A 23388-nucleotide genomic window follows, 5' to 3' on the forward strand; every position below is an offset into this window, starting at 1 on the left:
CGCTCCCCTTCGTCTATGAACCCCAGAAACCAGGCTCGGGCGGGTGCATCAGCCCGTGTTCGCCCATGCGGATGCCGCCGGACCGATCTTCCGCCAGCCACAGCGGCCCGTCGAGATCGGCGCAGTCGGCCTGCACCGCGACGCGGAACGCCGCGGCGATCGCGAGCGAGGTCGAGATCATGCAGCCGACCATCACCCCGAGCCCACGCGCCCGCGCCCCGGCGTGCAGGTCGAGCGCCTCGGTCAGCCCGCCAGTCTTGTCGAGCTTGATGTTGACCATCTGATAGCGCGCCACGAGCCGGTCGAGATCGGCGGTCACGTGGCAGGATTCGTCGGCGCAGATCGGGACCAGCCCCTTGAACCCTTCGAGCGCCGCATCCTCGGCGGCGGGCAGCGGCTGCTCGAGAAACTCGACCTCGAGCTCGGCGAGCAGCGGCTGCAACGCCTCGACCTGCGCCATCGTCCATGCCTCGTTGGCGTCGACCACGAGGCGCGAGCCCGGCACTTCGGGCCGGATCGCGCGCAGACACGCCGCGGGCTCGTTGCCGTCGACCTTGACCTTGACGATCGCCACGCCCTTGAGCTTGTGCGCGGCGGCCGCCATCGCCTCGGGCGTATCGATGCCGAGCGTCAGCGCAGTATGCACCGGCTGCACCGCGGGGGGTTGCACCAGCCCGAGCTTCGCCTCCAGGTCCCACAATGCGCAATCGACCGCGTTGCGCGCCGACCCGGGCGGCATCAGCGCCCGCAGCGCGTCGCGTCCCGCGCCATCGGCAATCGCGCCCTCGATCGCGCGGAGTTGGTCAGCCACGCCCTCCGCGCTCTCGCCATAGCGTCCAGTGACCGATCCCTCGCCGCGGCCGATCGCATCGCCCTGGCGGATCGTCACCACCGCGAGCTCGATCTGCGTGCGCGACCCGCGCGCGATGCGGAACGGCGTGTGGAGCGCGCGGCGCTCGATCCCGGTGCTTACAGCGCGAAGCACTGGCCGAGCCGGTCGACGATCCACGAGACCCCATGGCGTACCGGGTCCTGGCATGGCAGGCCCAGTGTATCCTCGGCGGCGGCACAGGCCGCAGCCGCAGCGTCAGCATCGAGCCCCGCGGTGTTGAGCGCCACGCCGACCGCGACGACGTCGGGATTGGTCAGCCGCGCCGCTTCGAGGTTGCGGTCGAGACACAGCTCCAGGCTGGGCACACGGTGCGTCTTCATGTGGCGCATGATCTCACGCCCGGCCTCATGGCACAGCACCAGCGCGTCGGGCTGCGCGCCGTGCAGCAATCCCAGCGAGACGCCCGCATAGGAGGGGTGGAACAGCGACCCCTGCCCCTCGATCAGGTCCCAACCGCCATCCTCGCGCGCGGGGGAAAGCTGCTCGACTGATCCGGAGATGAAATCCGCGACCACCGCATCCACCGGCATACCCGAACCGGCGATCAGGATGCCGGTCTGCCCGGTCCCGCGGAAGTCCGCCGTGATGCCGCGCGCGCGCATCTCACGCTCCAGCGCCAGCGTCGTGTACATCTTGCCGACCGAACAATCGGTGCCGACGGTGAGCAGGCGCTTGCCAGCGCGGCGAGCGCCGGTGCCGACCTTGAGGTCGCGTGGCGGCTCGCGCACGTCCCACAGCGCCCGGCCGAGCTGCGCAGCGCGCGCGGCGATCTCCGGCTGGTCGGTCAGCCGCTCGTGCAGCCCGCTCGCGATGTCGAGTCCGGCTTCCATCGCCGCGATGACGTCGGCGACCGTCGCGGGCGCCATCACGCCGCCGGCATTGGCGACGCCGAGCACCATCGTCCGCGCGCCCGCCGCCACGGCCTCGGCAAAACCCATATCGGGCACGCCGAGATCGATCGGCGAGCCGGGCGAGCGCAGCTGGCCGACCGCCCATTCGGGCCGCCACACCGCGATCCCGCGCGCCGTCTTGGCCGAGATCGGATCAGTCGCCTGCGCGATGTACAGCAGATAGGGCGGCTGGCTCATGAGCGTGTGCGTCTCCCCCGGAAGATGCTCGCCTTGAACGGGATATCACCCGCCATCGCCAATAGAAAATTCGGTATCGGGGCATAGCCTTGGGCTATGCGTCCCTCTGCGCAGCGCCCAAGACAACGGCGGCCGGGATCACCCAGCCGCCGCAAGTTCATCCGCAATGCGGGCGTCAGAAGTTGACGTTGATCGACGCCATCGCGCGGCGCCCGGCGCGATACACGCCGCGCGGCAGGCGCGGGGTGTTGGCATAAGCATAATATTCGCTGTCGGTCAGGTTCATGCCCGACAGCGTAATGCCGATATTCTTGGTGATGTTGTAGGTCGCCGAGACGTCGACATTAGCGCTGTCGCGCACGTACATGTTGTCGCCGCGATCGACACCGGTGAAGTATTTCGAGCGCCAGGTATAGGTCCCGCGCAACGCCACCGGGCCGCTCTCGAAGAACGGGCTGAAGCTCACCTGGTGTCGCGAATTATAGGGCAGGTCCGCGCCCGCCTGTCCCTCGGCATCGGAATAGGTGTAGTTGGCGAGCACGCCGAAGCCGAGCGGCAGGTTCTGCTGATAGGCGAGCGCGAAGCCCTTCACCTTGGCCTGGCCGGCATTGTACGGGCGGCTGATCTGATAGGTGGTGACGAAGCCCTGCGACTGGTTGAAATACTGCTCGGGCGCGGTGCGCTGCAGGATGTAGTTGTCGATATCCTTGTAGAACACCTCGGCGGCGAGGATCGCGCGCGGCGCGAAATACCATTCGAGCGACGCGTTGAGGTTACCCGACTTGTACGGCTTCAAGTTCGGGTTGCCGCCGCCGCCGATCAGGATGCCATCCGACAGCCAGAAGAAGTTGGTGAGATCGGCATAGTTGGGTCGCGCGATCACCTGCGTCGCGGCGAAGCGGAACAGCAGATCCTCCTTGAGCGTGGCGACGAGGTTCATGCTGGGGAGCACGTCTTCGTAGCTGGTCTTCGTCGTCTCCCACAACCAATGCGCCTGTGCATTGCACGCCGTTCCCGGCGCGCAGACATAGCCGGCGCTGGAGGTCGAGGTGCTGACATAGCGCACGCCGAAATTGCCGCGCAGCCAGTCGGTCTCGAAATTCGCCTGGCCATAGACGGCGTGAATGTCCTCGGTCACTTCCCAGTTGCCGGCGGTGAACTCCGGCGCGGCGAAGATCGACGGGGTCGGCAGCGTGCGCCCTTCGAGGAAGTCGACCATCGCCCCCCCGCTGATGATGAAGCGCCCAGCCATCTCGTCGTTGATGCCGTTGATGCCCTTCAGATAATTGTCGGCGACGGTCTCGGGCGAGAATTGCCCGGCGGCGACCGCGAGCCCGGTCAGCGAGATGCCGGCATATTGCTGCGCGGTCTGGTGGCGGCGATATTTGTAGCCAATCTGGAAACGCTTGAGCGCCCCGTCGAAGTCGACGCCGAAATCGATCTGGCCGTAGCGCTCCTTGTCGCTGGTCGGCTTTGCGACGGTGTTGCCGCTCCAGCCCGGATCGGTGACGAAGGCCGCGGGATTGCCCTGGACGTCGGTCGCATAGTCGATCGTGCCGGGGCTGCCGGGCGCGCCGCTAATGTCGACCGTGTAATCGGCCCAGTTGAGGAATTCGAGGAACACCTGGCGCTTGGTGCCGCCATCGGCGTCGGAGAAGCCGCCCTCGAGGTTGACGTCCCAGTTCCCACCGTCCCAGCCCAGCTTGCCGTGATAGGTGTTCGAATGCATCTCGGCTTCGCGATACTGCACGTCGAGCACGCTCAGCGCATTGTCGAACGTCGCGCGGGTGACGATGCCGTCCTGCACCGTGATGTCGGTGAGCTGGCCGAGGCTGTTCCAGGTATTGCCCTGGAAGGCGTACATCGACTGATTGAGGTTATCGTAGGTGGCGTCGATCTTGAGCCAGTTGAACTCGAGCGTGAGCTCGTCAACCGGCTTCCACTGCGCGGTCGCCGAATAGGTGAGACGCTCGCGGCCCTGCTCAAAATAGGAGGTGCCGAAGGCGTTGGGGCTGATCGCACCGGGATTGGCCGTCAGCGTCGCCGCGCAGGCGCCCAGGCAGCCACGGGTGCGCGAATCAATCGGATTGTCGGGGTTTGCGCCCGCCCACTGGTCGGCGCGCATCGTGCCGTAGGATTCGAGGCCGTCGCGGCGCAGCCGGTCCTTGGCGCGCTGGAACGAGGCGAGGATGCCGAACGTACCCGCCTCGTTGCGCCAGCTGACCAGCGCCGAGCCCTGCACGTCGCCCTTTTCCGAGCGATCATTGTAAAGATAGCCCAGCGAGCCGGCGATAGTGAACGCCTTGAGCTCAAGCGGCTTGCGCGTGACGACGTTGACCGTGCCGCCGATCGAGCCTTCGTCGATCCGCGCCTCGGGCGACTTGTAAACGTCGACCCGGTTGACCAGCTGTGGCGCAAGCAACGCGTAGTTGAAGGTGCGGCCCGGCGTGTCGAGGATGAACCAGTCGGCCGACGCGACGGTCTGGCCGTTGAGCAAGGTCCGGTTGAGCGCGGGGTCGGTGCCGAGGATCGAGACCTTCTCGCCCTGGCCGAACGCGCGGTCGACGGTCACGCCCGGCACCAGGGTCAGCGCCTCGGCGACGTTGGTGTTGGGGAATTTGCCGACATCCTCGGCCGAAACCGAGTCGACGATCGCATCCGCGTTGCGCTTGGTCTCGAGCGCGGCGGCGAGCGCGGCGCGATAGCCCGAGATGACGACCTCTTCGCCCTCGTCCGCCTCGGCGGTCTGCGCCGCCGGCTGGCCGCCGGTGTCCTGCGCCTGCGCCGCGCTGGCGAGCAGCGCCACGCCGCTGGCGGTGCCAACGAGGAAAGCCCGAATCCGCATGTCCCATCCCCTTCCCTGATCTTCCGCGGCACCCGGTTGAGTACCACATGCATACATTAATAAGACCATCTTCCTATTGGACTATACTGTCAAGGGGGATTTGTAGGCTACAAATGTGCGCATTCCCGACAGGAATTGCCGCATTGGTATCTAATTGGATCGGCTGACAAACCTGTTTCCGCTACGGCGCTGCCGCTGCGGGTTCAGTCGCGCGGCGCGGGCTCGACCCGGACGATGCGGCTCGCGCGCTTGCCGTCGGCAGAGCGGGTACGCAGCTCGACCGCTCCGGTCACCGCCACCGGGCCCGCATAGTGTTTCCAACCATCGCCCATGCGATACTCGATCACCATCCCGGGAAACGCGCTGTTGGCCTCGAGCTTGCCGCCAGCGATGCGCGCGCCCGGCGGCGTGACGCGATAGGCGATGCCCATGCGATCGAGCAGCGGCAACTGCGCCGTCACGCGCCCGGCAAAGCCGCGCCATTCGCGTGTCAGCAGCGCGGCGTCCACCCGCGGATCGTGCCAGCGATAGTTCGCGCCCGCCTGATAAGGCGGAGTCCACGGCGCCGGCGTCCAGCCGCGCTCGGCCAGCGCGAACAGGCGCGGGAACAGCATGTAATCGACCTGCGCGTCGGTGCGGATCGTCTCGCTCCACAATTGCGCCTGCACGCCCGCGATCTTCTGTCCCGCCTCGAGCACGGGCTTGTCCTCGATCGCCTTGGGCTCGGCGAAGGTGGTGCGGATCGTCGCGGCGTTGGCAGGCAGATTGTCGGGCATGAAGCCGAACACCTGGTGCGTGCTCACCCCGCGCGACGCCCAGTTATAGCCGCCCTCCTCGGGATGCGGGGCATAGGGCATGTCGAAATAACCGAGATCGGGGATCGAGAGCACGACGTCCCAGCCGCGGTTGAGCTGGTCGTGCGCCTCGCGGATCGCGCCGTTGTGGAGCACGCCCCAGATGTTGGTCTGCACCTGTGCCGGCATCCGCGCCGGATCGGTGTGTCCCATCCCGTCGCTCCAACCAGCGGTGCGGATGCCCTTGGCCGCGAGTCCCGCGGCCACCCGCTCGATGAAGCGCGGGGTCAGCTTGCCCGTGTCGCCGCCATTCTCGGCGATCATCTTCGCGCAGGCCGGCGACTTGGCCCAGGCGCCCGCGGTCTCGTCGGCGCCAAGGTGGAAAATGCGCAGCGGGACGCCGGCCTCGCGGTGCATCGCCACCAGCGCGTCCACCACCGTATCGACGAAGCGATAGGTGGAGGGGAGGCACACGTTGAGCGTGTTGTCGTTGTAGTTCTGGATGCTGCGATATTGCGTGGCGTCGGCGGGATCGACCAGACGATAGCGCTCGGCCGCGTCCTTCTTCCCCGCGGCGCTCAGCCAGGCATGGCGCGCCTCCATCGCCACGATCGCGGCACGCGAGTGGCCGGGCATGTCGATCGAGGGGATCACCTCGATCTGCCGCGCCGCCGCCGCTTTCAGGATCGCGATATAGTCGGCGGTCGAGAGATAGCCGTTGACCCCGCTCGTCCCGTCCGGCCCGGCGCCGAGCTGCGGCAGCAGGCAGGTCACCTCGGACGGGTCATGGCACCGCTTCGACCCGATCGCCGCCAGTTCGGGCAGCGCCGGGATCTCGATCCGCCAGCCTTCGTCGTCGGCGAGGTGCAGGTGCAGCCGGTTGAGCTTGTACGCCGCTATCGCCTCGATCAGCTTGAGGATCTGGTCGCGGCCGTGGAAGTTGCGCCCGAGATCGATGTGCAGCCCGCGAAACCCGTAGCGCGGCGCATCCTCGATCGTGAGCGGCCGCATCCGCCCCTGCTCGAACGCCGCCTGTTGCGCCAGCGAGCGCAGCGCATGGCTCGCCCCCGCCGCGTCGCGCGCGGTGATGACGATTCCCGCCGCGCTGGCATCGAGCCGATAGCCTTCCGGCGCGATCGGCGACGCCGAATCGACGCGGATCGAGAGCGGCAGCTTGCCGCCCTCCGCCACGCCGAGCGCGGCGAGCGCCGGGGCGACGGCTTCGCGCGCGACGCCACGGAACTCGACCGCCACGCCGCGGGTCAGGTCGACCGCCGCGCCTGTGCCTTGCACCGCCTTGACCGGCTTGGGCAGGATCACCACGCCGCTCGCCCCCGGCGCTTGTTGCGCCACATAGAGGTCGAAGGCGCGTTCTGCGGTCAGCCAACGGGTCTTGTCAGCGTCGCTCTTGGTCGCGAGCCGCGCTTCGTCGGTCATCGGCGCGACGAAGCGCAGCAACTCGAGGCCCGTATCGGGATCGATCGCCGGGCGCGTCGCCACGATCGTCCGCGCCGCGAGCCCATCCGCCGTCAGATAGGCGTTGGGCATCGCGAACGCCTTGGAGAAGTTCGCGCCCGTCCCCCATAACCGGATGACATGGGTCGAGCCGGGCTTCAGCGCCGCGCCGGGCTTCAACGTCAGTCGCTGCAGGTCGCCGTTGATCAGCTGGTGCGCAAAGACGTCGCTCTCGACGCGCGGCAGCCGGTCGACGAAGCTGAAATAGAGCGCCAGCCCCTCGGGCAGCTGCGCGGGCGCCGTGGCGGGAACGGTCAGCGTGATCGTGGCGAGAAAACAGGGGTCGAGCCCGGCGGGGCATTGCGGCCGATTGTCGACCACGGCGAAGCGATAGCCGAGCATCGCGGCAAGCTGGTCCAGCGTCGCTTGCGCCGACGGCTGGACCTGTCCGAACGCGGGCGCGGCCACGACCAATGCCGCCATCGCCGCCCAGCCCGGTCCTCGCATCCTGCCTCCTTGATCGATATTTGTATTCAATTTGTCATGTAGGCATGGGGTGGTCAACGTTTTTCAGAAACTGGCAGTTTTTCGGGAGGAACCCTCGGATAGCGATCACGTGCTGCAACGAATCTCGATCGCCGCGTCAGATTGGTTTCATATTCGTATTGTACTCAGCTATCCGGAATCGCGCGTCGGCGATTGACGGTTCGGCACCAATGCAACACATGTGACGACCGAATTGGTATTATCGCGCTGCGCAGCCAGATGTGGAGCAAATGTCTTGTCGCTGATCGAACGTGTGGGTCCACTCCAGAAGGACGATCCGACTCCGCTCTATCTCCAGTTGCAGAAGATCCTGCGCGACGCGATCGAGGGCCAGGTGGTGAAGGCCGAGGAGGCGATTCCCACCGAGCGCGACCTGGCCGAGGAGTTCGGCGTCTCGCGCATCACCGTGCGCAAGGCGATCGACGGGCTGGTCAGCGACGGGATGGTGGCGCGCCGCCGCGGCGCCGGCACCTTCGTCTCGCGCCCGCGCGTCGAGAAGAGCTTCTCGAAGCTCACCTCCTTCTCGCAGGATATGATCTCGCGCGGCCGCCGGCCCCACAGCGAATGGGTGAGCCGCACCGCCGGCTCGGTGACTCCCGAGGAAGCGCTGTCGCTGGGTCTGTCGCCGGGGTCGCTGGTCTATCGCTTCCACCGCATCCGCTATGCCGACGACACCTCGATGGCGCTCGAATATGCGACGATTCCGGCCTACTGCCTACCCTCGGTCGAGGTGGTTGGGGACTCGCTCTACGCGGCGCTCGACGCAGCGGGCCATCTGCCCGTGCGCGCGCTCCAGCGGCTGCGCGCGATCGCCTTCACCGCGGAGCAGGCCGAGATACTCGGCATCGAACCCGGCGCGCCCGGACTGTTCATCGAGCGCCGCGGCTTCCTGTCCGACGGCCGCACCGCCGAGTTCACCCAGAGCTATTATCGCGGTGATGCCTATGACTGGGTGGCGGAGCTCAACAGCGGCTGAAGGTCGTTAGACTCTGTTTCGTTCAGTTCGAAGCACCCGCTGCTCCCCTGCGAAAGCAGGGGCCCAGGGTCCGGAGTACATCGCTTGTGGCTCTGGCCCCCTGCTTTCGCAGGGGACAATCCATCCTGCGCCCCAAGCTGTGGTTCGTGAAAGTCCAACTAGGCGGGAGAATACCTCTTGATGAGACCAATAGAACCTATATAGTACCAGACAGGATCCGGCACGGCCGGCAAGAGGATGGGACGGGAGGGCGATGCACATGGCGGCGGGCTCGGCGTTGGCCGGCGGCACGACCCGGATGGAGCGCGAGGCGGCAGAGGCCGGCGCGGCGGTCGCGCGCATGCTCACCGCGAACCGCGACGCCTTCGCTGCGATCGGCGCCCGGCTGCGCGCCGCGCCACCCTCGGCCGTGATCACCTGCGCGCGGGGCTCGTCGGACCATGCCGCGACCTATGCCAAGTACCTGATCGAGACTCGCACCGGCGTCCCCGTCGCCTCGGCCGCGCTGTCGGTCGCGTCGCTCTACGATGCGCCCGTCGCGCCCGGTAACCGGTTGTGTCTCGCCATCTCGCAATCGGGCAAGAGTCCCGACCTGCTCGCCACCGTCGAACAGCATCGCGAAGCCGGCGCCTTCGTCGTCGCGATGGTCAATGCCGAGGACGCGCCGTTGCGCGACCTCGCCGATGTCGTGATCGCGCTCAGCGCCGGGCCCGAACGCTCGGTCGCGGCGACCAAATCCTATATCTGCTCGCTCGCCGCCATCGCTGCGCTCACCGCCGCCTGGGCGGAGGACGCCGCGCTGGCCGAGGCCGTCGACGCGCTCGCGGCGGGACTCGAGGCGGCGTGGCAACTCGACTGGTCGCCCGCAGTCCAGGCGCTGGCCGATGCCGACAATCTCTTCGTGCTCGGCCGCGGCTATGGCTATGGCATCGCGCAGGAGGCGGCGCTCAAGTTCAAGGAGACCTGCGCGCTCCACGCCGAGAGCTTCAGCGCGGCCGAGGTGCGGCACGGCCCGATGGCGATTGTCGGGCGCGATTTCCATGTCCTCGCCTTCGGCGGCAGCGACCGCGCCGGCGCGAGCGTGCGCGAGACCGCCGCCGAGTTCCGCAGGCGCGGCGCCGGGGTGCTGCTCGCCGATCCGGACGCAGCCGAAGCCAATCTCCCCGCGCTCGCCGGTCACCCCGCGATCGAGCCGATCCTGATCGTCCAGAGCTTCTACCACATGGCCAATGCGCTCTCGCTGGCGCGCGGCTGCGATCCCGACCAGCCGCCGCATCTCAACAAGGTGACCGAGACCCTATGATCGTCCGCATCCGCAACGGGCGCATTGCAACCGCCTCCGCCGTGCTCGACGGCGCCGATATCCGCGTCGAGGGCGGCCGCATCGCCGCGATCGATCCGGCAGGGCGAGAGCCGGCCGGCGCGGTGCTCGATCTCGACGGCGGCTGGCTGCTGCCCGGCTTTATCGACACCCAAGTCAATGGCGGCGGTGGCGTGCTGTTCAACGATCAGGTGGATGTCGACGCGATCGCCGCCATCGGCGCGGCGCATGCCCGGTTCGGCACCACCGCCTTCCTGCCCACGCTAATCAGCGACACCCCGGCGCAGATCGCCGAGGCGCTCGACGCGGTCGATACCGCGATCGAACGCGGCGCGCCGGGCGTGGTCGGCATCCATGTCGAAGGGCCGTTCATCAACGAGGTCAAGCGCGGCATCCACGAGGCGCACCGCATCCGCCGGCTCGACGCCGACATGCTCGCGCTGCTCACTGCGCCGCGCCGGGGCAAGGTGATGCTGACGCTAGCGCCGGAGATGTGCGACGAGGCCGACATCCGCACGCTGGTCGCGCATGGCGTGATCGTCAGCGCCGGCCACACCAACGCTAGCTATGACCAGGCGAAGCGCGCGATCGATGCGGGAGTCACCGGCATCACCCACCTGTTCAACGCGATGTCGCCACTGCATCATCGCGGCCCCGGCGTGGTCGGCACGGCGTTCGATTCGGACGTGTGGTGCGGGCTGATCGTCGACGATGCACACCTCCACCCCGCGGTGGTCCGCGTGGCGGTGAAGGTGAAGGGGATCGAGCGGCTGATGCTCGTCACCGATGCCATGCCCAGCGTGGGAACGAACGACACCGACTTCATGCTCCAGGGCAAACATATCGTGGTGCGCGACGGGGTCTGCGTGTTCGAGGACGGCACGCTCGCCGGCACGCATCTCGACATGGCCTCGGCGCTGCGCAACACCGTCGAGGTGACCGGACTTTCCGTCCCCGAGGTCGCCGTGATGGCGAGCACTACGCCGGCGCGCTTCCTGTCGCTGGGCGAGAGCTACGGCGCGATCGCCCCCGGCATGCGCGCCGACTGGGCGTGGCTCGGCGCAGATCTCCAGCCGCGCGGCACCTGGATCGGCGGCGCCCCGGCGGCCGAACCCTTTCCCGCCCTCGCCCACGCGGCACGATAAGGATCCGCGGCACGATGGCGTTGATCATCACTTCGCCGTTGCGGGGCTGGGCCGCGCCGCTCGACCAGGTTCCCGACCCCGTCTTCGCGCAGCGGATGATGGGGGACGGGGTCGCGATCCATCCGCTCGGCGACACGGTCTGCGCGCCGTTCGACGGCGAGGTGGTGACGCTGCACGAGTCCGCGCACGCCGTCTCGCTGCGCAGCGCCGAGGGGGCGGAGGTGCTGATCCATATCGGCCTCGACACCGTGGCGCTGAAGGGCCGCGGCTTCACCCCGCTGGTCAAGGCGGGCGACATTGTCGCGCGCGGGGACCCGCTGATCCGCTTCGATCTCGACTCGGTCGCGCTCGCCGCCACCAGCCTCGTCACCCCGGTGATCGTCACCAATGCCGAGGCGTTCACGATCACCCGCCGCACGCTCGATCGCGCGATCGGCGCGTGCGAGGAATTGATGGCGCTGGTCCCGGCCAAGGCGGAAACCCGGCGTTGGTCCGACGACGGCACGGTGATCGCGGAGAAGGTGGTGCTGTCGCTCCCGCACGGCATCCATGCTCGACCCGCCGCCCGGATCGGCGAATGCGCGCGCGGCTTTGCGGCAGAGGTGCATCTGGTCAACGGCGACAAGAAGGGCGATGCGCGCAGCACCGTCGCGCTGCTCGCGCTCGGCACCCGCTTCGGCGACGAGGTGACGGTCGAGGCGCGCGGTGACGACGCCGAGGCAGCGCTCGCCGCGATCGTCGCGCTGCTCGCCTCCGACATGGGCGAGGCTGCACCGGCCCCCGCGCCGATCACCCCCGCTGTTGCACCCGCGCTCGAGCCCGGCCAGATCGCGGGCGTGATCGCGTCCCCGGGTCTCGCCATGGGCCCCGCTGCGCGCCTCCGCCAGACCGAGATCGCCGTCGAGCGGGAAGGACGCGGTGCCGAGACCGAACGCACCGCCCTCGCCGGCGCCCGTGCGGCTGTCCGCGAGCGGATCGCCGCTCGCGCCAAAGCTGAGGGTGGCCAGATCGCGACGGTCATGCGCGCGCATCTCGCGCTGCTCAACGATCCCACGCTCGCCACCGCCGCCGACGACCGCATCGGTTCGGGCACCAGCGCCGGCTTCGCCTGGCGCGGCGCGGTGCATGACCAGATCGACGCGCTCCGCGCGACCGGCAGCGCGCATCTGATCGAGCGGATCGACGACCTGATCGATATCGAGCGTCAGGTCCTCGCGGCACTGACCGGCATGCCCGCCGGCACCGAAACGATTCCGCCCGGCGCGATCCTCGTCGCCGACGATCTCCTTCCGTCGCAGCTGGTCACGCTCGCCGCGCACAAACCGGCGGGCATCGCCCTCGCGCGCGGCGGCCCGACCTCGCATGTCGCGATCCTCTGCGCGGGGATGGGCCTGCCCGCGCTGGTCGCGATGGGGGATGCGCTCGACGGCGTCGAGGACGGCGAGATGCTGCTGCTGGATGCCGAGGCGGGGCACGCCACGCGCACACCGGCGCCGGACGCGGCCGAAACCTTCGCCGCCCGCCTCGCCGCCCGTGCCGCGCGCCGCGAGGCAGCCCGCGCCACCGCCGCCGATGCCTGTCACACCGTCGACGGCGTCCGCATCGAGCTGTTCGCCAATCTCGGCAGCGTCGAGGATGCCCAGGCCGCCGCGGCGCAGGGCGCGGAGGGCTCCGGCCTGGTGCGCACCGAATTCCTGTTCCTCGGCCGCGACGACGCGCCGTCGGAGGAGGAGCAGCTCGCCATCTATCAAGGCATTGCCGATGCCCTGCCCGGCCGCCCCGTGATCGTCCGCCTGCTCGACGTCGGCGGCGACAAGCCCGCCGCCTATATCCCGATCGACCCCGAGGAGAACCCGGCACTCGGCCAGCGCGGCATCCGAGTCGGGCTCGCGCATCCGGCGCTGATCGAGACCCAGATCTGCGCGATCCTGCGCGTGCAGCCGGCTGGCCAGTGCAAGATCATGCTGCCCATGGTCGCGAGCGTCGCCGAGGTCCGCGCCGTCCGCGAAATCGTCGAACGGCTGCGCGGCGAGCTTGGCATCGATACCCCCGCGGAGCTCGGCGTGATGGTCGAGACCCCGGCGGCCGCGATCACCGCCGACCTGCTCGCCGCCGAGGCGGACTTCCTGTCGATCGGCACCAATGATCTGACCCAATATGTCCTCGCGATGGACCGCGGCAATCCGGCGGTCGCCGCCGGGGTCGACGCGATGCATCCCGCGGTGCTGCGCATGATCGCCGAGACCTGCCGCCGCGCCGTCGCCAAAGGCCGCTGGGTCGGCGTGTGCGGCGGTCTCGCCTCCGATCCCGCCGCGCTGCCGATCCTGGTCGGGCTCGGCGCGACCGAGCTGTCGACCGTCCCCGGCTTCGTGCCCGAGGCGAAGGCGATCGTGCGCGGCGTCACGCTCGCCGACGCGCGCGCCCATGCCGAGCGGGCGCTGCAATGCACTTCCGCCGCCGAGGTCCGCGCGCTCGCCCGCGCGTTCGAGGAGAGCAACGCATGAGAAAGATCCTCGAGACGCTCCAGCCGCTCGGCCGCGCGCTGATGCTGCCGATCGCGGTGCTGCCGATCGCCGGCCTGCTGCTGCGCATCGGCCAGCCCGACCTGCTCGACATCGCCTTCATCTCGGCGGCGGGCGCCGCGATCTTCGAGAATCTCGGCATCCTGTTCGCGATCGGCGTCGCGGTCGGCTTCGCACGCGACGGCAATGGCGCCGCGGCGCTGGCGGGGGTCACCTGCTATCTCGTCACCGCCACCGGCGCGCAGACCTTCCTGGTCGCACCGCCCGAGATCGGCGCAGGCCTGCCCGAAGCTGCCGCCGCGCTCGCCGCCAAGAACTGGACGCTGACTCAGGTCGACAAGCTCGAAGTGCCGATCGGCATCCTTTCCGGGCTGATCGGCGGCAAATTCTACAACCGCTTCGCGACGATCGCGCTGCCCGAATATCTCGCCTTTTTCGGCGGGCGCCGCTTCGTCCCGATCGCCGCCGGGGTCGCCGGGCTGCTGCTCGCCGCGCTGGTCGGCGGCGCCTATGCGCATATCAGCGCCGGGCTCGACACGGCGAGCCGCGCGGTGGTTGGCTCGGGCGAGGTCGGGCTGTTCGCCTATGGCGTGCTCAACCGGCTGCTGATTGTCACCGGGCTGCACCACATCATCAACAACGTCGCCTGGTTCGTGATCGGCGACTATGGCGGCGCGACCGGTGACCTCAGGCGCTTCTTCGCGGGCGATCCCAGCGCGGGCGCGTTCATGTCGGGCTTCTTCCCGGTGATGATGTTCGGCCTGCCCGCCGCCTGCCTCGCCATGTACCACGAGGCGCGGCCCGAGCGGCGCAAGGCGGTGGGCGGCATGCTCTTCAGCCTCGCCTTCACCAGCTTCCTGACCGGCGTGACCGAGCCGATCGAGTTCAGCTTCATGTTCCTCGCGCCCGTGCTCTACGCGATCCACGCGCTGCTCACGGGCCTCGCCATGGCGCTGATGAACCTGCTCGGGGTCAAGCTCGGCTTCGGCTTCTCGGCCGGGCTGTTCGACTATGTGCTGAACTTCAGCCTCTCGACCCGCCCCTGGCTGCTGCTGCCGATCGGTGCGGCCTATGCGCTGCTCTACTACGGCCTGTTCCGCCTGTTCATCCGCAAGCTCGATCTCGCCACCCCGGGGCGCGAGAAGGGCGAGGCGGCCGAGACCAGTGCGGCCACGCCGGGCAATGCGCGCGGTGCCGCCTTCGTGGCGGCGCTGGGCGGACCCGCCAACCTGACCAGCGTCGACGCCTGCACCACGCGCCTGCGCCTGATCGTCGCCGACAATCACGCGATCGACGACGCCGCGCTCACGTCGCTCGGCGCGCGCGGCATCATCCGCCCCTCGGCCAATGCCGCGCAGGTGGTGCTCGGCCCAGTCGCCGATCTCGTCGCGGAGGAAATCCGCACCGCGCTCGGCGGTCGCGAAACGGTCGCAGTTCGGGCCAGCGAACTCGATACGCCGGCGGACGGTCCGGTCCTGCCCCAGGCGATCCTCCGGGCGCTCGGCGGCGACGCCAATATCCGCTCGGTGCGGCAGCTGCACGGCCGCTTGCGGGTCGAGGTGGGAGATGGCGATCAGGTCGACCAGGCCGTCCTCGCCGCCGCGAGCCATGGCGTCGCCCAGCCGCAGCCGCGCATCTACCATATCCTCAGCGACTAGGGCGGGGCTCGCTATGCGTTTCCCGCCTGCGGTGGGTGGACGGTGAGGCGGTAGCCCACGCCCGGCTCGTTGCGCAGCAGCCGCGGCCGCGCCGCGTCGCGCTCGAGCTTCTGGCGCAGGTTGCGCACGACGATGCGCAGATACTCGACGCGGTCGAGATGCGCCGGCCCCCACACGGTCTTGAGCAGCTGGGCATGGGTGATGACCCGGTCGGGCCGCTTCGCCAATTCGGCCAGCACCTCATATTCCTTGGGCGACAGATGCACCTCGACGCCTTCGCGCAGCACGCGCCGGTGCTCGAGGTCGATCTCGACATCGTCGGCATGGACCGACTGCAGTTCCGCACCGCCGGCATTGCGGTGCCGCAACGCGGTGCGGATGCGGGCGAGCAACTCCTCGGTATCGAACGGCTTGACGACATAGTCGTCCGCGCCAAGATCGAGCGCGGTCACCTTCTCCGCCGTGTTCTCGCGCGCCGACACGACCAGGATCGGCGCAGTGGTGCGTGCGCGGACAAGCTGGATCAGCTCCAGCCCGTCCCGATCGGGCAGCCCGAGGTCGAGCAGCACCGCGCCGGGCCGGTCGATATCGACCGCCGACAGGCCCTCGCGCGCGGTCGCGGCCTGAACCACCTGATAGCCCGCCCGCTCGAGCGTGACCGCCAGGAGCCGGCGGATCGCCGGATCGTCCTCGATCACGAGCAGCTTGTCGGCATTCGGCATCAACACGGGTTTACGGCTGCGCAGGCATCCGGTCGAGGGCGAGATTGAGCGCCAGCACGTTCACCCGCGGCTCGCCCAGAACGCCGAGCAGCCGGGTCTCAACATGCCGCTGCACTTCGTCCTCGATCAGGCGCACCGACACGCCGCGCGCCGTCGCGACGCGGGCGGCCTGCGACAAGGCCGCCTCGGGGCTGATATGGGGGTCGAGCCCCGAGGCAGAGGCCGTCACCAGATCGGCGGGGACCGATTGTCCTGGTGCAGGAACCTGGGCGGCGACATCGGCCTTCACCCGGTCGACGAGCGCCTGGCTCGTCGGACCGAGGTTCGATCCGGCCGAGGCCGACGCATCATAACCGTCGCTGCCGGCGGCAGAGGGGCGGCCGTGGAAATAGCGTTCGCCGGTGAACTTCTGGCCAAGCAGTTCGGAGCCGATGACACGGCCGCCGCGCTGGATCAGGCTGCCATTGGCCTGATGCGGAAAGACCAGCTGGCCGATGCCGGTGAGCAGCGCCGGATAGGCGAGCCCAGTGAGCGCTGCGAACAGCAGCGTCATCACGATTGCGGGGCGAAGCGCGGATTTGAGATCGTCGAGCATATGGAAATCCTCACGCAAGACCGATGCCGGAGACGGCAAGGTCGATGAGCTTGATGCCGATGAACGGGGCGACGAGACCGCCGAGGCCATAGATTGCGAGATTGCGCGCGAGCAGCGGGCCCGCCGCCATCGGGCGATAGGTCACGCCTTTGAGCGCCAGCGGTACGAGGCAGGGGATGATCAGCGCGTTGAAGATGATCGCGGACAGGATCGCGCTTTCGGGCGAGGTGAGACCCATCACGTTGAGCACGCCGAGGCCCGGATAGAGCGCAACGAACATCGCCGGGATGATCGCGAAATATTTGGCGACGTCGTTCGCGACCGAGAAGGTGGTGAGTGCACCACGCGTCATCAGCAGCTGCTTGCCGAGGCCGACGACCTCGATCAGCTTGGTCGGATCGCTGTCGAGATCGACCATGTTGCCCGCCTCGCGCGCCGCCTGGGTGCCGGTATTCATCGCCACGCCGACATCGGCCTGGGCGAGCGCGGGCGCGTCGTTGGTACCGTCGCCGCACATCGCCACCAGGCGCCCGCCCTGTTGTTCCTTGCGGATCAGCTCGAGCTTGTCCTCTGGCGTCGCCTCGGCGAGGAAATCGTCGACCCCGGCCTCAGCGGCGATCGCCGCGGCGGTGAGCGGGTTGTCGCCGGTGATCATCACCGTGCGGATGCCCATGCGCCGCAATTCGGCGAAACGTTCGCGGATGCCCGCCTTGATCACGTCCTTGAGCGCGACGGCGCCGAGCAGCTCGCCATCCCGTGCGACTGCCAGCGGCGTCATGCCGCCGCGGGCGATCTCGTCGGTGATGCGGCGCAATTCGGCCGCTGCCGGGGCCTCACCCAGCCCCGGATTGGCGCGCAGGATCGAATCGACCGCGCCCTTCTCGATCAGGCCCAGGCCGCTCTTCACGCCCGAGATGCGGGTCTGCGCAGTGAACGGAATGACCTCGCTGCCCGCGGGCAGATCGCGTGCCTGGATGCCGTGCTTCTCGCGTGCGAGGAGCACGATCGAGCGTCCCTCGGGCGTCTCGTCGGCGAGACTGGCGAGCAGGGCGGCGCTGGCCAGCTGGTCGACGCCGATCCCGGTCAGCGGCCGGAACTCGCTCGCGGCACGGTCGCCGATGGTGATCGTGCCGGTCTTGTCGAGCAGCAGCGTGTCGATATCGCCCGCCGCCTCGACCGCACGGCCCGACTTGGCGAGCACGTTGAAGCGCACCAGCCGGTCCATGCCCGCGATGCCGATCGCCGAGAGCAAAGCCGCGATGGTCGTAGGGATCAGCGTGATCAGCAGCGCCGCGAGGATCGCAACGGGGACGCTGCCGCCGGCATAGCTCGCGAAGCCCGGGATCGTGCTCACCGCGATCAGGAAGATGATGGTGAGGCCGACCAGCAGGATCGTCAGCGCGATCTCGTTCGGCGTCTTCTGCCGCTCGGCGCCTTCAACCAGGGCGATCATGCGGTCGAGGAAACCCTGGCCCGGCTCCTGCGTCACGCGCACCTTGATCCGGTCGGAGATGACGCGCGTGCCCGCGGTGACCGCGCTGCGGTCGCCGCCCGCCTCGCGGATCACCGGCGCGCTCTCGCCGGTGATCGCCGCCTCGTTGACGCTGGCGACGCCCTCGACCACCTCGCCATCGGCAGGGATCAGGTCGCCGGTCTCGACCAGCACCAGTTCACCCGCGCTGAGCCGGGTCGCGGGAACCAGCTCATAGGTGTCGCCGACGCCGAGCATCAGCTTGGCGCGCAGGTCCGCCTTGGTCTCGCGCAGGCTGGCGGCCTGCGCGCGGCCCCGTCCCTCCGCCAGCGCCTCGGCGAAAGTGCCGAACAGCACCGTCAGCCACAGCCACACGATGAGCTGGAGTTGGAAGGGGATGGAGAGCTTCTCGCCGCCCAGCAGAAGCAGGACGGTGAGCAGCAGCGCCACCACCGCGGTGGTGAACAGCACGGGGTTCTTGATCAGCTCGCGCGGCGAAAGCTTGCGGAACGCGTCGCCGATCGCGGGAACGACCAGTTCGGCCTTGAAGATCGAGGTTGTCGTCATGGCGATACCTTCAGAACAGCTGGCCGCCGACCATCGCGAGATGATCCGCGATCGGGCCGAGTGCCAGCGAAGGGAGGAAGGTGAGTCCACCCAGGATGAGGATGATGCCGACCAGCAGGCCGACCCACAGGCCGCCCGTCGTCGGGAACGAACCAGCCGAAGCGGGCGTGTACTTCTTCGCCGCCAGGCTGCCCGCGATGGCGAGCACCGGGACGATCACGAAGAAGCGGCCGAGCCACATCGCGACCCCGAGCAGACCGTTGTACCACGGCGTGCCGGCGGTGAGGCCCGCGAAGGCAGAACCGTTGTTGGCGGTCGCAGAGGCGAAGCCGTAGAGGATCTCGCTGAACCCGTGCGGCCCCTTGTTGAGCGGGCCCGCCAGCCCGTCGGGCATCACCGAAGAAAGCGCCGTGAGGCCGAGGATGCAGAGCGGGAGCACCGCGATGGCGAGCACCGCCAGCTTGACCTCACGCGATTCGATCTTCTTGCCGACATATTCGGGCGTGCGCCCCACCATCAGCCCGGCGACGAACACTGCGAGGATGGCGAACAACAGGAAGCCGTAGATGCCCGCGCCGACGCCGCCGATCACGATTTCGCCGAGCTGCATGTTGAACAGCGGGACGAGGCCGCCCAATGCGGTGAAGCTGTCGTGCATCGCGTTGACCGCGCCGCACGAGGCGGCGGTGGTGACCGCGGCGAACAGCACGCTGGCGACGATGCCGAAGCGGACTTCCTTGCTCTCCATGTTGCCGCCGGGGACACCGAGCGCATGGAGATTGGGGTTGCCCGCCGCTTCGGCCCAATAGGCGAGCGTCACGCCGGCGAGGAACAGGATCGCCATTGCGGCGAGGATCGCCCAGCCCTGGCGCGTGTCGCCCACGGCCTTGCCGAAGGTCCAGGTGAGGCCGACGCCGATCAGGAAGATCGACAGCATCTGCACGAGGTTGGTGAGCGCAGTCGGGTTCTCGAACGGGTGTGCGCTGTTGGCGTTGAAGAAGCCGCCGCCATTGGTGCCGAGCATCTTGATCGCTTCCTGCGAGGCGACCGGGCCGAGCGCGATATTCTGCTGCGCACCCTCGACCGTCGTCGCGACGGTCATCGCGTCGAAGGTCTGCGGCACGCCGCTCGCGATCAGGAAAACCGCATAGACGATGCAGATCGGCAGCAGCAGGTAGAGCGTGACTCGGGTCATGTCGGCCCAGAAATTGCCGATGTTCTTGGTCTCGCGCCGCGCGAAGCCGCGGAACAGCGCGAAGGCGATGGCGATGCCGGTCGCCGCGCTCAGGAAGTTGTGGATGGCCAGGCCGAGCATCTGGCTGAGGTTGCTCAGCGCGACCTCGCCCGAATACCATTGCCAGTTGGTGTTGGTGGTGAAGCTGATCGCAGTGTTCATCGCGCCGTCCGGCCCGATCGCGGCGAGCTCGCGCGGGTTCATCGGCAGCACCGCCTGCAACCGCAGGATCGCATAGGTCAGCAGCAGCAGCGCCACGTTGAACAGGATCATGTGCAGCGCGTAGCGGCGCCAGCCCTGCTCCTCGTTCGGGTCGATTCCCGACAGGCGATAGAAGCCGCGCTCGACCGGGCCGAGCACGATGTGAAGCGGTGTGCGCCGTCCCTCGTAAAGTGCATGGAGCCATATGCCCATCGGCTTGGCGAGCGCAGCGAGGATGGCGACGAAGAGCGCGATCAGCGCCCAGCCCAATAGGGTCATTTTGCGTCCCCCGTCAGAATTTCTCGGGCCGCAGCAGCGCCACGACCAGATAAGCGAGCAGGCCGAGCGCGGTCAGCCCGGCGAGAATGAGGTGAATCGTCATCGCGTCAGGCTCCGTCGCACAAGCGGACGAAGGCGAACGTCAATGCGACCAGCCCGCCCAGAATGGCGAGCCACAGAAGGTCCTGCATCGGGATCGGTCCTGTTATCACCGCCCGGAATGGCGGCCTGGCCGCTCACCTAGGGATGGTGGGCGTTAAGGTTCGACGGCAAAAGCGGAGCGGGGCATTAAGAAAGCATAAGCATCGCCGCGCAGGGCGTGGCGCGACGTCCGCGGGCAGCGTAAGGACGGCGCATGGCATCCGACGACCAGCGTCCCTCCCCCGAAGCCATGTTGCGCGCGGCGAAGCGGGAGGCGCGCGGCAAACTCAAGATCTTCCTCGGCGCGGCGCCGGGGGTCGGCAAGACCTTCGAGATGCTGCGCGAAGGTGCCGAACGGCTCAGGGCCGGCGTCGATGTCGTCGTCGCGGTGGTCGATACCCATGGCCGCGCCGAGACCGAGGCGCTGACCGCGCCGTTCGAGATCATTCCGCGCCGCACGATCGAGTATCGCGGCCACAACCTCACCGAGATGGACCTCGACGCGGCGCTCGCGCGCCGCCCGGCGCTCGCGCTGGTCGACGAGTTCGCGCACACCAATGTCGAGGGCAGCCGCCATCCCAAGCGCTGGCAGGACGTGATGGAGCTGCTCGACGCCGGTGTCGACGTCTACACCACGCTCAACATCCAGCATGTCGAGAGCCTCAACGACGTCGTCGCGAGCTTCACGCGCGTCCGCGTGCGCGAGACTGTGCCCGACGGGGTGTTCGAGGGTGCCGAGATCGAAGTGGTCGACCTGCCCCCCGACGAGCTGATCGAGCGGCTCAAGGACGGCAAGGTCTATGTCCCCGACGAGGCTTCGCGCGCGCTCGGCCATTTCTTCTCCAAGCCCAATCTGTCGGCGCTGCGCGAGATGGCGCTGCGCCGCGCCGCGCTCAGCATCGACCAGGCGCTGGTCGAGCATCTCGACGAAGGCGCGCTGCCCGGCACCTATGCCGGGGGCGAGCGTGTTCTGGTCGCGGTCAGCGAACTGCCCGGCGCCGACGCGATCGTGCGCGCGGCGAAGCGGCTCGCCGATGCGCTGAAGGCGCCGTGGCAGGCGGTCTATATCGAGACCCCGCGCGCCGAGCGGCTGAGCGAGGAGGCCAAGCGCCGCGTCGCCGAAACGCTGCGGCTGGCGGCGACGCTCGGCGCGACGATCGCGACGCTCCCGGCCGAGCGGGTGATCGACGGCCTCGCCCAGCATGTCCGCGATACGCGCACGACTCAGCTGGTGCTGGGCAAGTCGGTACGCAGCTGGTGGTTCGAGCTGCGCCACGGCTCGGTGGTGACGGCGATGCTGCGCGCCCGCGACGGGCTGGCGGTGCACGTCATCCCGTCCGCGTCGGGCATCGGCGCCAGCGAAGCGAGCGGCGCGAGCCAGGGCTGGGGGCCGGGCTCAGCCTATCTCATCGTCGTTGCGCTGGTGGGAGGGGCGACGCTGCTCGGCCATCTCGCCGAGCCACTGATCGGGCTGGCGGGCGTGGATCTGATCTTCCTGCTGCCGGTGATCCTTGCATCGAACCGCTACGGGCTGCGACCGGGGCTGGTCGCCGGGCTGCTGTCGGCGCTCGCCTACAACTTCTTCTTCCTGCCGCCGCTGCACACCCTCACCATCGCCGATCCGCGCAGCGTGCTGACGCTGTTCGTGCTGATGGGGGTCGCCGCCTTCACCGCGCATCTCGCCGGCCGGCTCAAGACGCGTGCGACCATCGGCGCCCGCAGCGCACTGGAGAATGCGGCGGTCGCCGCCTTCGGCCAGTCGCTCGCGCGCGTGTCCGAATGGCAGTCGACGAGCGAGGTCGTGTGCAACGAGCTGGCGGCGCTGTTCGACCTCCAGGTCGTCCTGCTCAACGAACGCAACGGCGCGCTGACCGTCGTCGCCGCGTCCCCGGCCGGCGCCACGCTCAGTCCGGTCGATCAGGCGGCGGCGGACTGGAGCTGGTCACGCGGGGAGTCCGCCGGCAGCGGCACCGCGACGCTCAACGCCGCAGACTGGCAATTCCATCCGCTCAAGACCGCACTCGGCGTGCTCGCGGTTGTCGGGCTCTCGCGCGGCGACGGCCGCGATCCAGTCAGCGCCGATCGCGCGGTGCTGCTGCAGACCCTGCTCGGCCAGGCGGCGCTGGCGCACGAACGGCTGAGCCTCGAGACCCAGGTGCGCGAAGTGGCGCTGCTCAAGGAGCGCGACCGGTTGCGCGCCGCGCTGCTGTCCTCGATCGGGCACGACCTGCGCACCCCGCTGACCTCCGTCTCGAGCGCGATCGACGAGGTCGCCGCCGAGCATCCCGAAGCGCAAACCATCGCGCTCGCCCGGATCGAAGTGGCGCGGCTGCGGCGGTTCCTCGACAATCTCGTGGACATGATCCGCATCGATTCGGGCGCGCTCACCTTGTCGCTCGAGCCGATCGATCTGACCGACGCGATCGGCAGCGCGGTCCACGACCTCAAGGAAACGCTGCGCGGCCGGCATATCGATCTCAAGGTGCCCGCCAACTTGCCCCTGGTGCGGGCCGATCCGACGCTGCTGCACCACATCCTCATCAACCTGCTCGCCAACGCCGCGCAACATGGCGGCGACGGCCGGATTGTGATCGAAGGGCGGCGAACCCCCGACAGCGTCGAGCTCGCGATCCGCGACCATGGCCACGGCCTCGTGCCGGGCATGGAGCACCGCGTGTTCGACACCTTCGCCCAGGGCGAAGGCGGCGACCGGCATGGCGGTAGCGGGCTTGGGCTTGCCATCGTCAAGGGCTTCGCCGACGCGATGCAGGTCGGCGTACGGGCGGCGAACCACGCCGATACCGGCGCGGTGTTCACCCTGGTCTTCTCGCAGATCGCCGACGTCTGAACCGGCAGCAAGACCGCGACGCCATCTTCGGCGGCAACGCCGCGCGCCTCTATCGTCTGGAAGACGCCTACCACGATTGAGCGCGGGG

General features: G+C 68.7%; 15 protein-coding genes. 6 read left to right on the forward strand and 9 right to left on the reverse strand.

Going from position 1 to position 23388, the window contains the following annotated elements:
• Positions 1-13 precede the first annotated feature (13 nt).
• The 4 genes from dgcA to OK349_RS17030 all read right to left on the reverse strand — a co-directional run bounded on the left by dgcA (position 14) and on the right by OK349_RS17030 (position 7581).
• Positions 14-985, reverse strand: coding sequence for an N-acetyl-D-Glu racemase DgcA (dgcA, locus tag OK349_RS17015; RefSeq protein WP_265119096.1), 972 nt, complete (start codon positions 983-985; stop codon positions 14-16).
• On the reverse strand, positions 970-1980 hold the full coding sequence (dgcN, locus tag OK349_RS17020) for an N-acetyltransferase DgcN (protein ID WP_265119097.1): 1011 nt from the start codon (positions 1978-1980) through the stop codon (positions 970-972). Before dgcN ends, dgcA begins: the two co-directional genes overlap by 16 nt.
• A gap of 175 nt (positions 1981-2155) precedes the next feature.
• Positions 2156-4825: a TonB-dependent receptor gene (locus OK349_RS17025; protein ID WP_265119098.1), complete on the reverse strand. Its 2670-nt coding sequence runs from the start codon at positions 4823-4825 to the stop codon at positions 2156-2158.
• Positions 4826-5028: 203 nt separating this feature from the next.
• The gene (locus OK349_RS17030) at positions 5029-7581 is read right to left on the reverse strand and encodes a family 20 glycosylhydrolase (RefSeq protein WP_265119099.1); all 2553 of its coding nucleotides are present in this window, start codon (positions 7579-7581) and stop codon (positions 5029-5031) included.
• Positions 7582-7855: 274 nt separating this feature from the next.
• On the opposite strand from OK349_RS17030, the gene OK349_RS17035 reads away from it, so the two are divergent.
• The 5 genes from OK349_RS17035 (at position 7856) to nagE (ending at position 15242) form a co-directional block, all read left to right on the forward strand.
• The gene (locus tag OK349_RS17035; protein ID WP_265119100.1) at positions 7856-8596 is read left to right on the forward strand and encodes a GntR family transcriptional regulator; all 741 of its coding nucleotides are present in this window, start codon (positions 7856-7858) and stop codon (positions 8594-8596) included.
• A gap of 259 nt (positions 8597-8855) precedes the next feature.
• Positions 8856-9899 carry an SIS domain-containing protein gene (locus OK349_RS17040; protein WP_265119101.1) on the forward strand — a complete coding sequence of 348 codons (1044 nt, stop codon included), beginning with the start codon at positions 8856-8858 and terminating at the stop codon, positions 9897-9899.
• Positions 9896-11062, forward strand: a complete 1167-nt coding sequence (nagA, locus tag OK349_RS17045) for an N-acetylglucosamine-6-phosphate deacetylase (RefSeq protein WP_265119102.1) — start codon at positions 9896-9898, stop codon at positions 11060-11062. The genes OK349_RS17040 and nagA overlap by 4 nt, the downstream gene beginning before the upstream one ends.
• Positions 11063-11076: 14 nt before the next feature.
• Positions 11077-13566, forward strand: a complete 2490-nt coding sequence (ptsP, locus tag OK349_RS17050) for a phosphoenolpyruvate--protein phosphotransferase (RefSeq protein ID WP_265119103.1) — start codon at positions 11077-11079, stop codon at positions 13564-13566.
• Positions 13563-15242 carry an N-acetylglucosamine-specific PTS transporter subunit IIBC gene (gene nagE / locus OK349_RS17055; protein WP_265119104.1) on the forward strand — a complete coding sequence of 560 codons (1680 nt, stop codon included), beginning with the start codon at positions 13563-13565 and terminating at the stop codon, positions 15240-15242. The genes ptsP and nagE overlap by 4 nt, the downstream gene beginning before the upstream one ends.
• Positions 15243-15253: 11 nt before the next feature.
• On the opposite strand, the gene OK349_RS17060 is transcribed toward nagE, so the two are convergent.
• From OK349_RS17060 to kdpF, 5 genes are read right to left on the reverse strand one after another with little or no spacing between them, the layout of a single operon-like run.
• On the reverse strand, positions 15254-15964 hold the full coding sequence (locus OK349_RS17060; RefSeq protein WP_265119105.1) for a response regulator: 711 nt from the start codon (positions 15962-15964) through the stop codon (positions 15254-15256).
• A 10-nt stretch (positions 15965-15974) separates the two neighbouring features.
• Positions 15975-16559 carry a potassium-transporting ATPase subunit KdpC gene (gene kdpC / locus OK349_RS17065; protein ID WP_265119106.1) on the reverse strand — a complete coding sequence of 195 codons (585 nt, stop codon included), beginning with the start codon at positions 16557-16559 and terminating at the stop codon, positions 15975-15977.
• A 10-nt stretch (positions 16560-16569) separates the two neighbouring features.
• On the reverse strand, positions 16570-18597 hold the full coding sequence (gene kdpB / locus OK349_RS17070) for a potassium-transporting ATPase subunit KdpB (RefSeq protein ID WP_265119107.1): 2028 nt from the start codon (positions 18595-18597) through the stop codon (positions 16570-16572).
• Between the two features lie 10 nt (positions 18598-18607).
• A complete protein-coding gene (gene kdpA / locus OK349_RS17075; RefSeq protein WP_265119108.1) occupies positions 18608-20311 on the reverse strand; it encodes a potassium-transporting ATPase subunit KdpA in 1704 nt (567 codons plus the stop codon).
• Positions 20312-20324: 13 nt separating this feature from the next.
• Positions 20325-20414: a K(+)-transporting ATPase subunit F gene (kdpF, locus tag OK349_RS17080; protein ID WP_265119109.1), complete on the reverse strand. Its 90-nt coding sequence runs from the start codon at positions 20412-20414 to the stop codon at positions 20325-20327.
• A gap of 252 nt (positions 20415-20666) precedes the next feature.
• Here kdpF and OK349_RS17085 point away from each other — a divergent pair, with 252 nt between their 5' ends.
• Positions 20667-23300 carry a sensor histidine kinase gene (locus OK349_RS17085; RefSeq protein ID WP_265119110.1) on the forward strand — a complete coding sequence of 878 codons (2634 nt, stop codon included), beginning with the start codon at positions 20667-20669 and terminating at the stop codon, positions 23298-23300.
• Positions 23301-23388: the final 88 nt, after the last annotated feature.

The organism is Sphingomonas sp. BT-65, assembly GCF_026107375.2.
Classification (GTDB): Bacteria; Pseudomonadota; Alphaproteobacteria; order Sphingomonadales; family Sphingomonadaceae; genus Sphingomonas.

Coding starts and splice junctions, on each gene's coding strand:
- OK349_RS17060 (WP_265119105.1), bottom strand. CDS start 15,964: ATGCCGAATGCCGACAAGCTGCTCGTGATCGAGGACGATCCGGCGATC.
- OK349_RS17030 (WP_265119099.1), bottom strand. CDS start 7,581: ATGCGAGGACCGGGCTGGGCGGCGATGGCGGCATTGGTCGTGGCCGCG.
- dgcN (WP_265119097.1), bottom strand. CDS start 1,980: ATGAGCCAGCCGCCCTATCTGCTGTACATCGCGCAGGCGACTGATCCG.
- OK349_RS17025 (WP_265119098.1), bottom strand. CDS start 4,825: ATGCGGATTCGGGCTTTCCTCGTTGGCACCGCCAGCGGCGTGGCGCTG.
- OK349_RS17040 (WP_265119101.1), top strand. CDS start 8,856: ATGGCGGCGGGCTCGGCGTTGGCCGGCGGCACGACCCGGATGGAGCGC.
- nagA (WP_265119102.1), top strand. CDS start 9,896: ATGATCGTCCGCATCCGCAACGGGCGCATTGCAACCGCCTCCGCCGTG.
- kdpB (WP_265119107.1), bottom strand. CDS start 18,597: ATGACGACAACCTCGATCTTCAAGGCCGAACTGGTCGTTCCCGCGATC.
- kdpA (WP_265119108.1), bottom strand. CDS start 20,311: ATGACCCTATTGGGCTGGGCGCTGATCGCGCTCTTCGTCGCCATCCTC.
- kdpF (WP_265119109.1), bottom strand. CDS start 20,414: ATGACGATTCACCTCATTCTCGCCGGGCTGACCGCGCTCGGCCTGCTC.
- kdpC (WP_265119106.1), bottom strand. CDS start 16,559: ATGCTCGACGATCTCAAATCCGCGCTTCGCCCCGCAATCGTGATGACG.
- nagE (WP_265119104.1), top strand. CDS start 13,563: ATGAGAAAGATCCTCGAGACGCTCCAGCCGCTCGGCCGCGCGCTGATG.
- ptsP (WP_265119103.1), top strand. CDS start 11,077: ATGGCGTTGATCATCACTTCGCCGTTGCGGGGCTGGGCCGCGCCGCTC.
- OK349_RS17085 (WP_265119110.1), top strand. CDS start 20,667: ATGGCATCCGACGACCAGCGTCCCTCCCCCGAAGCCATGTTGCGCGCG.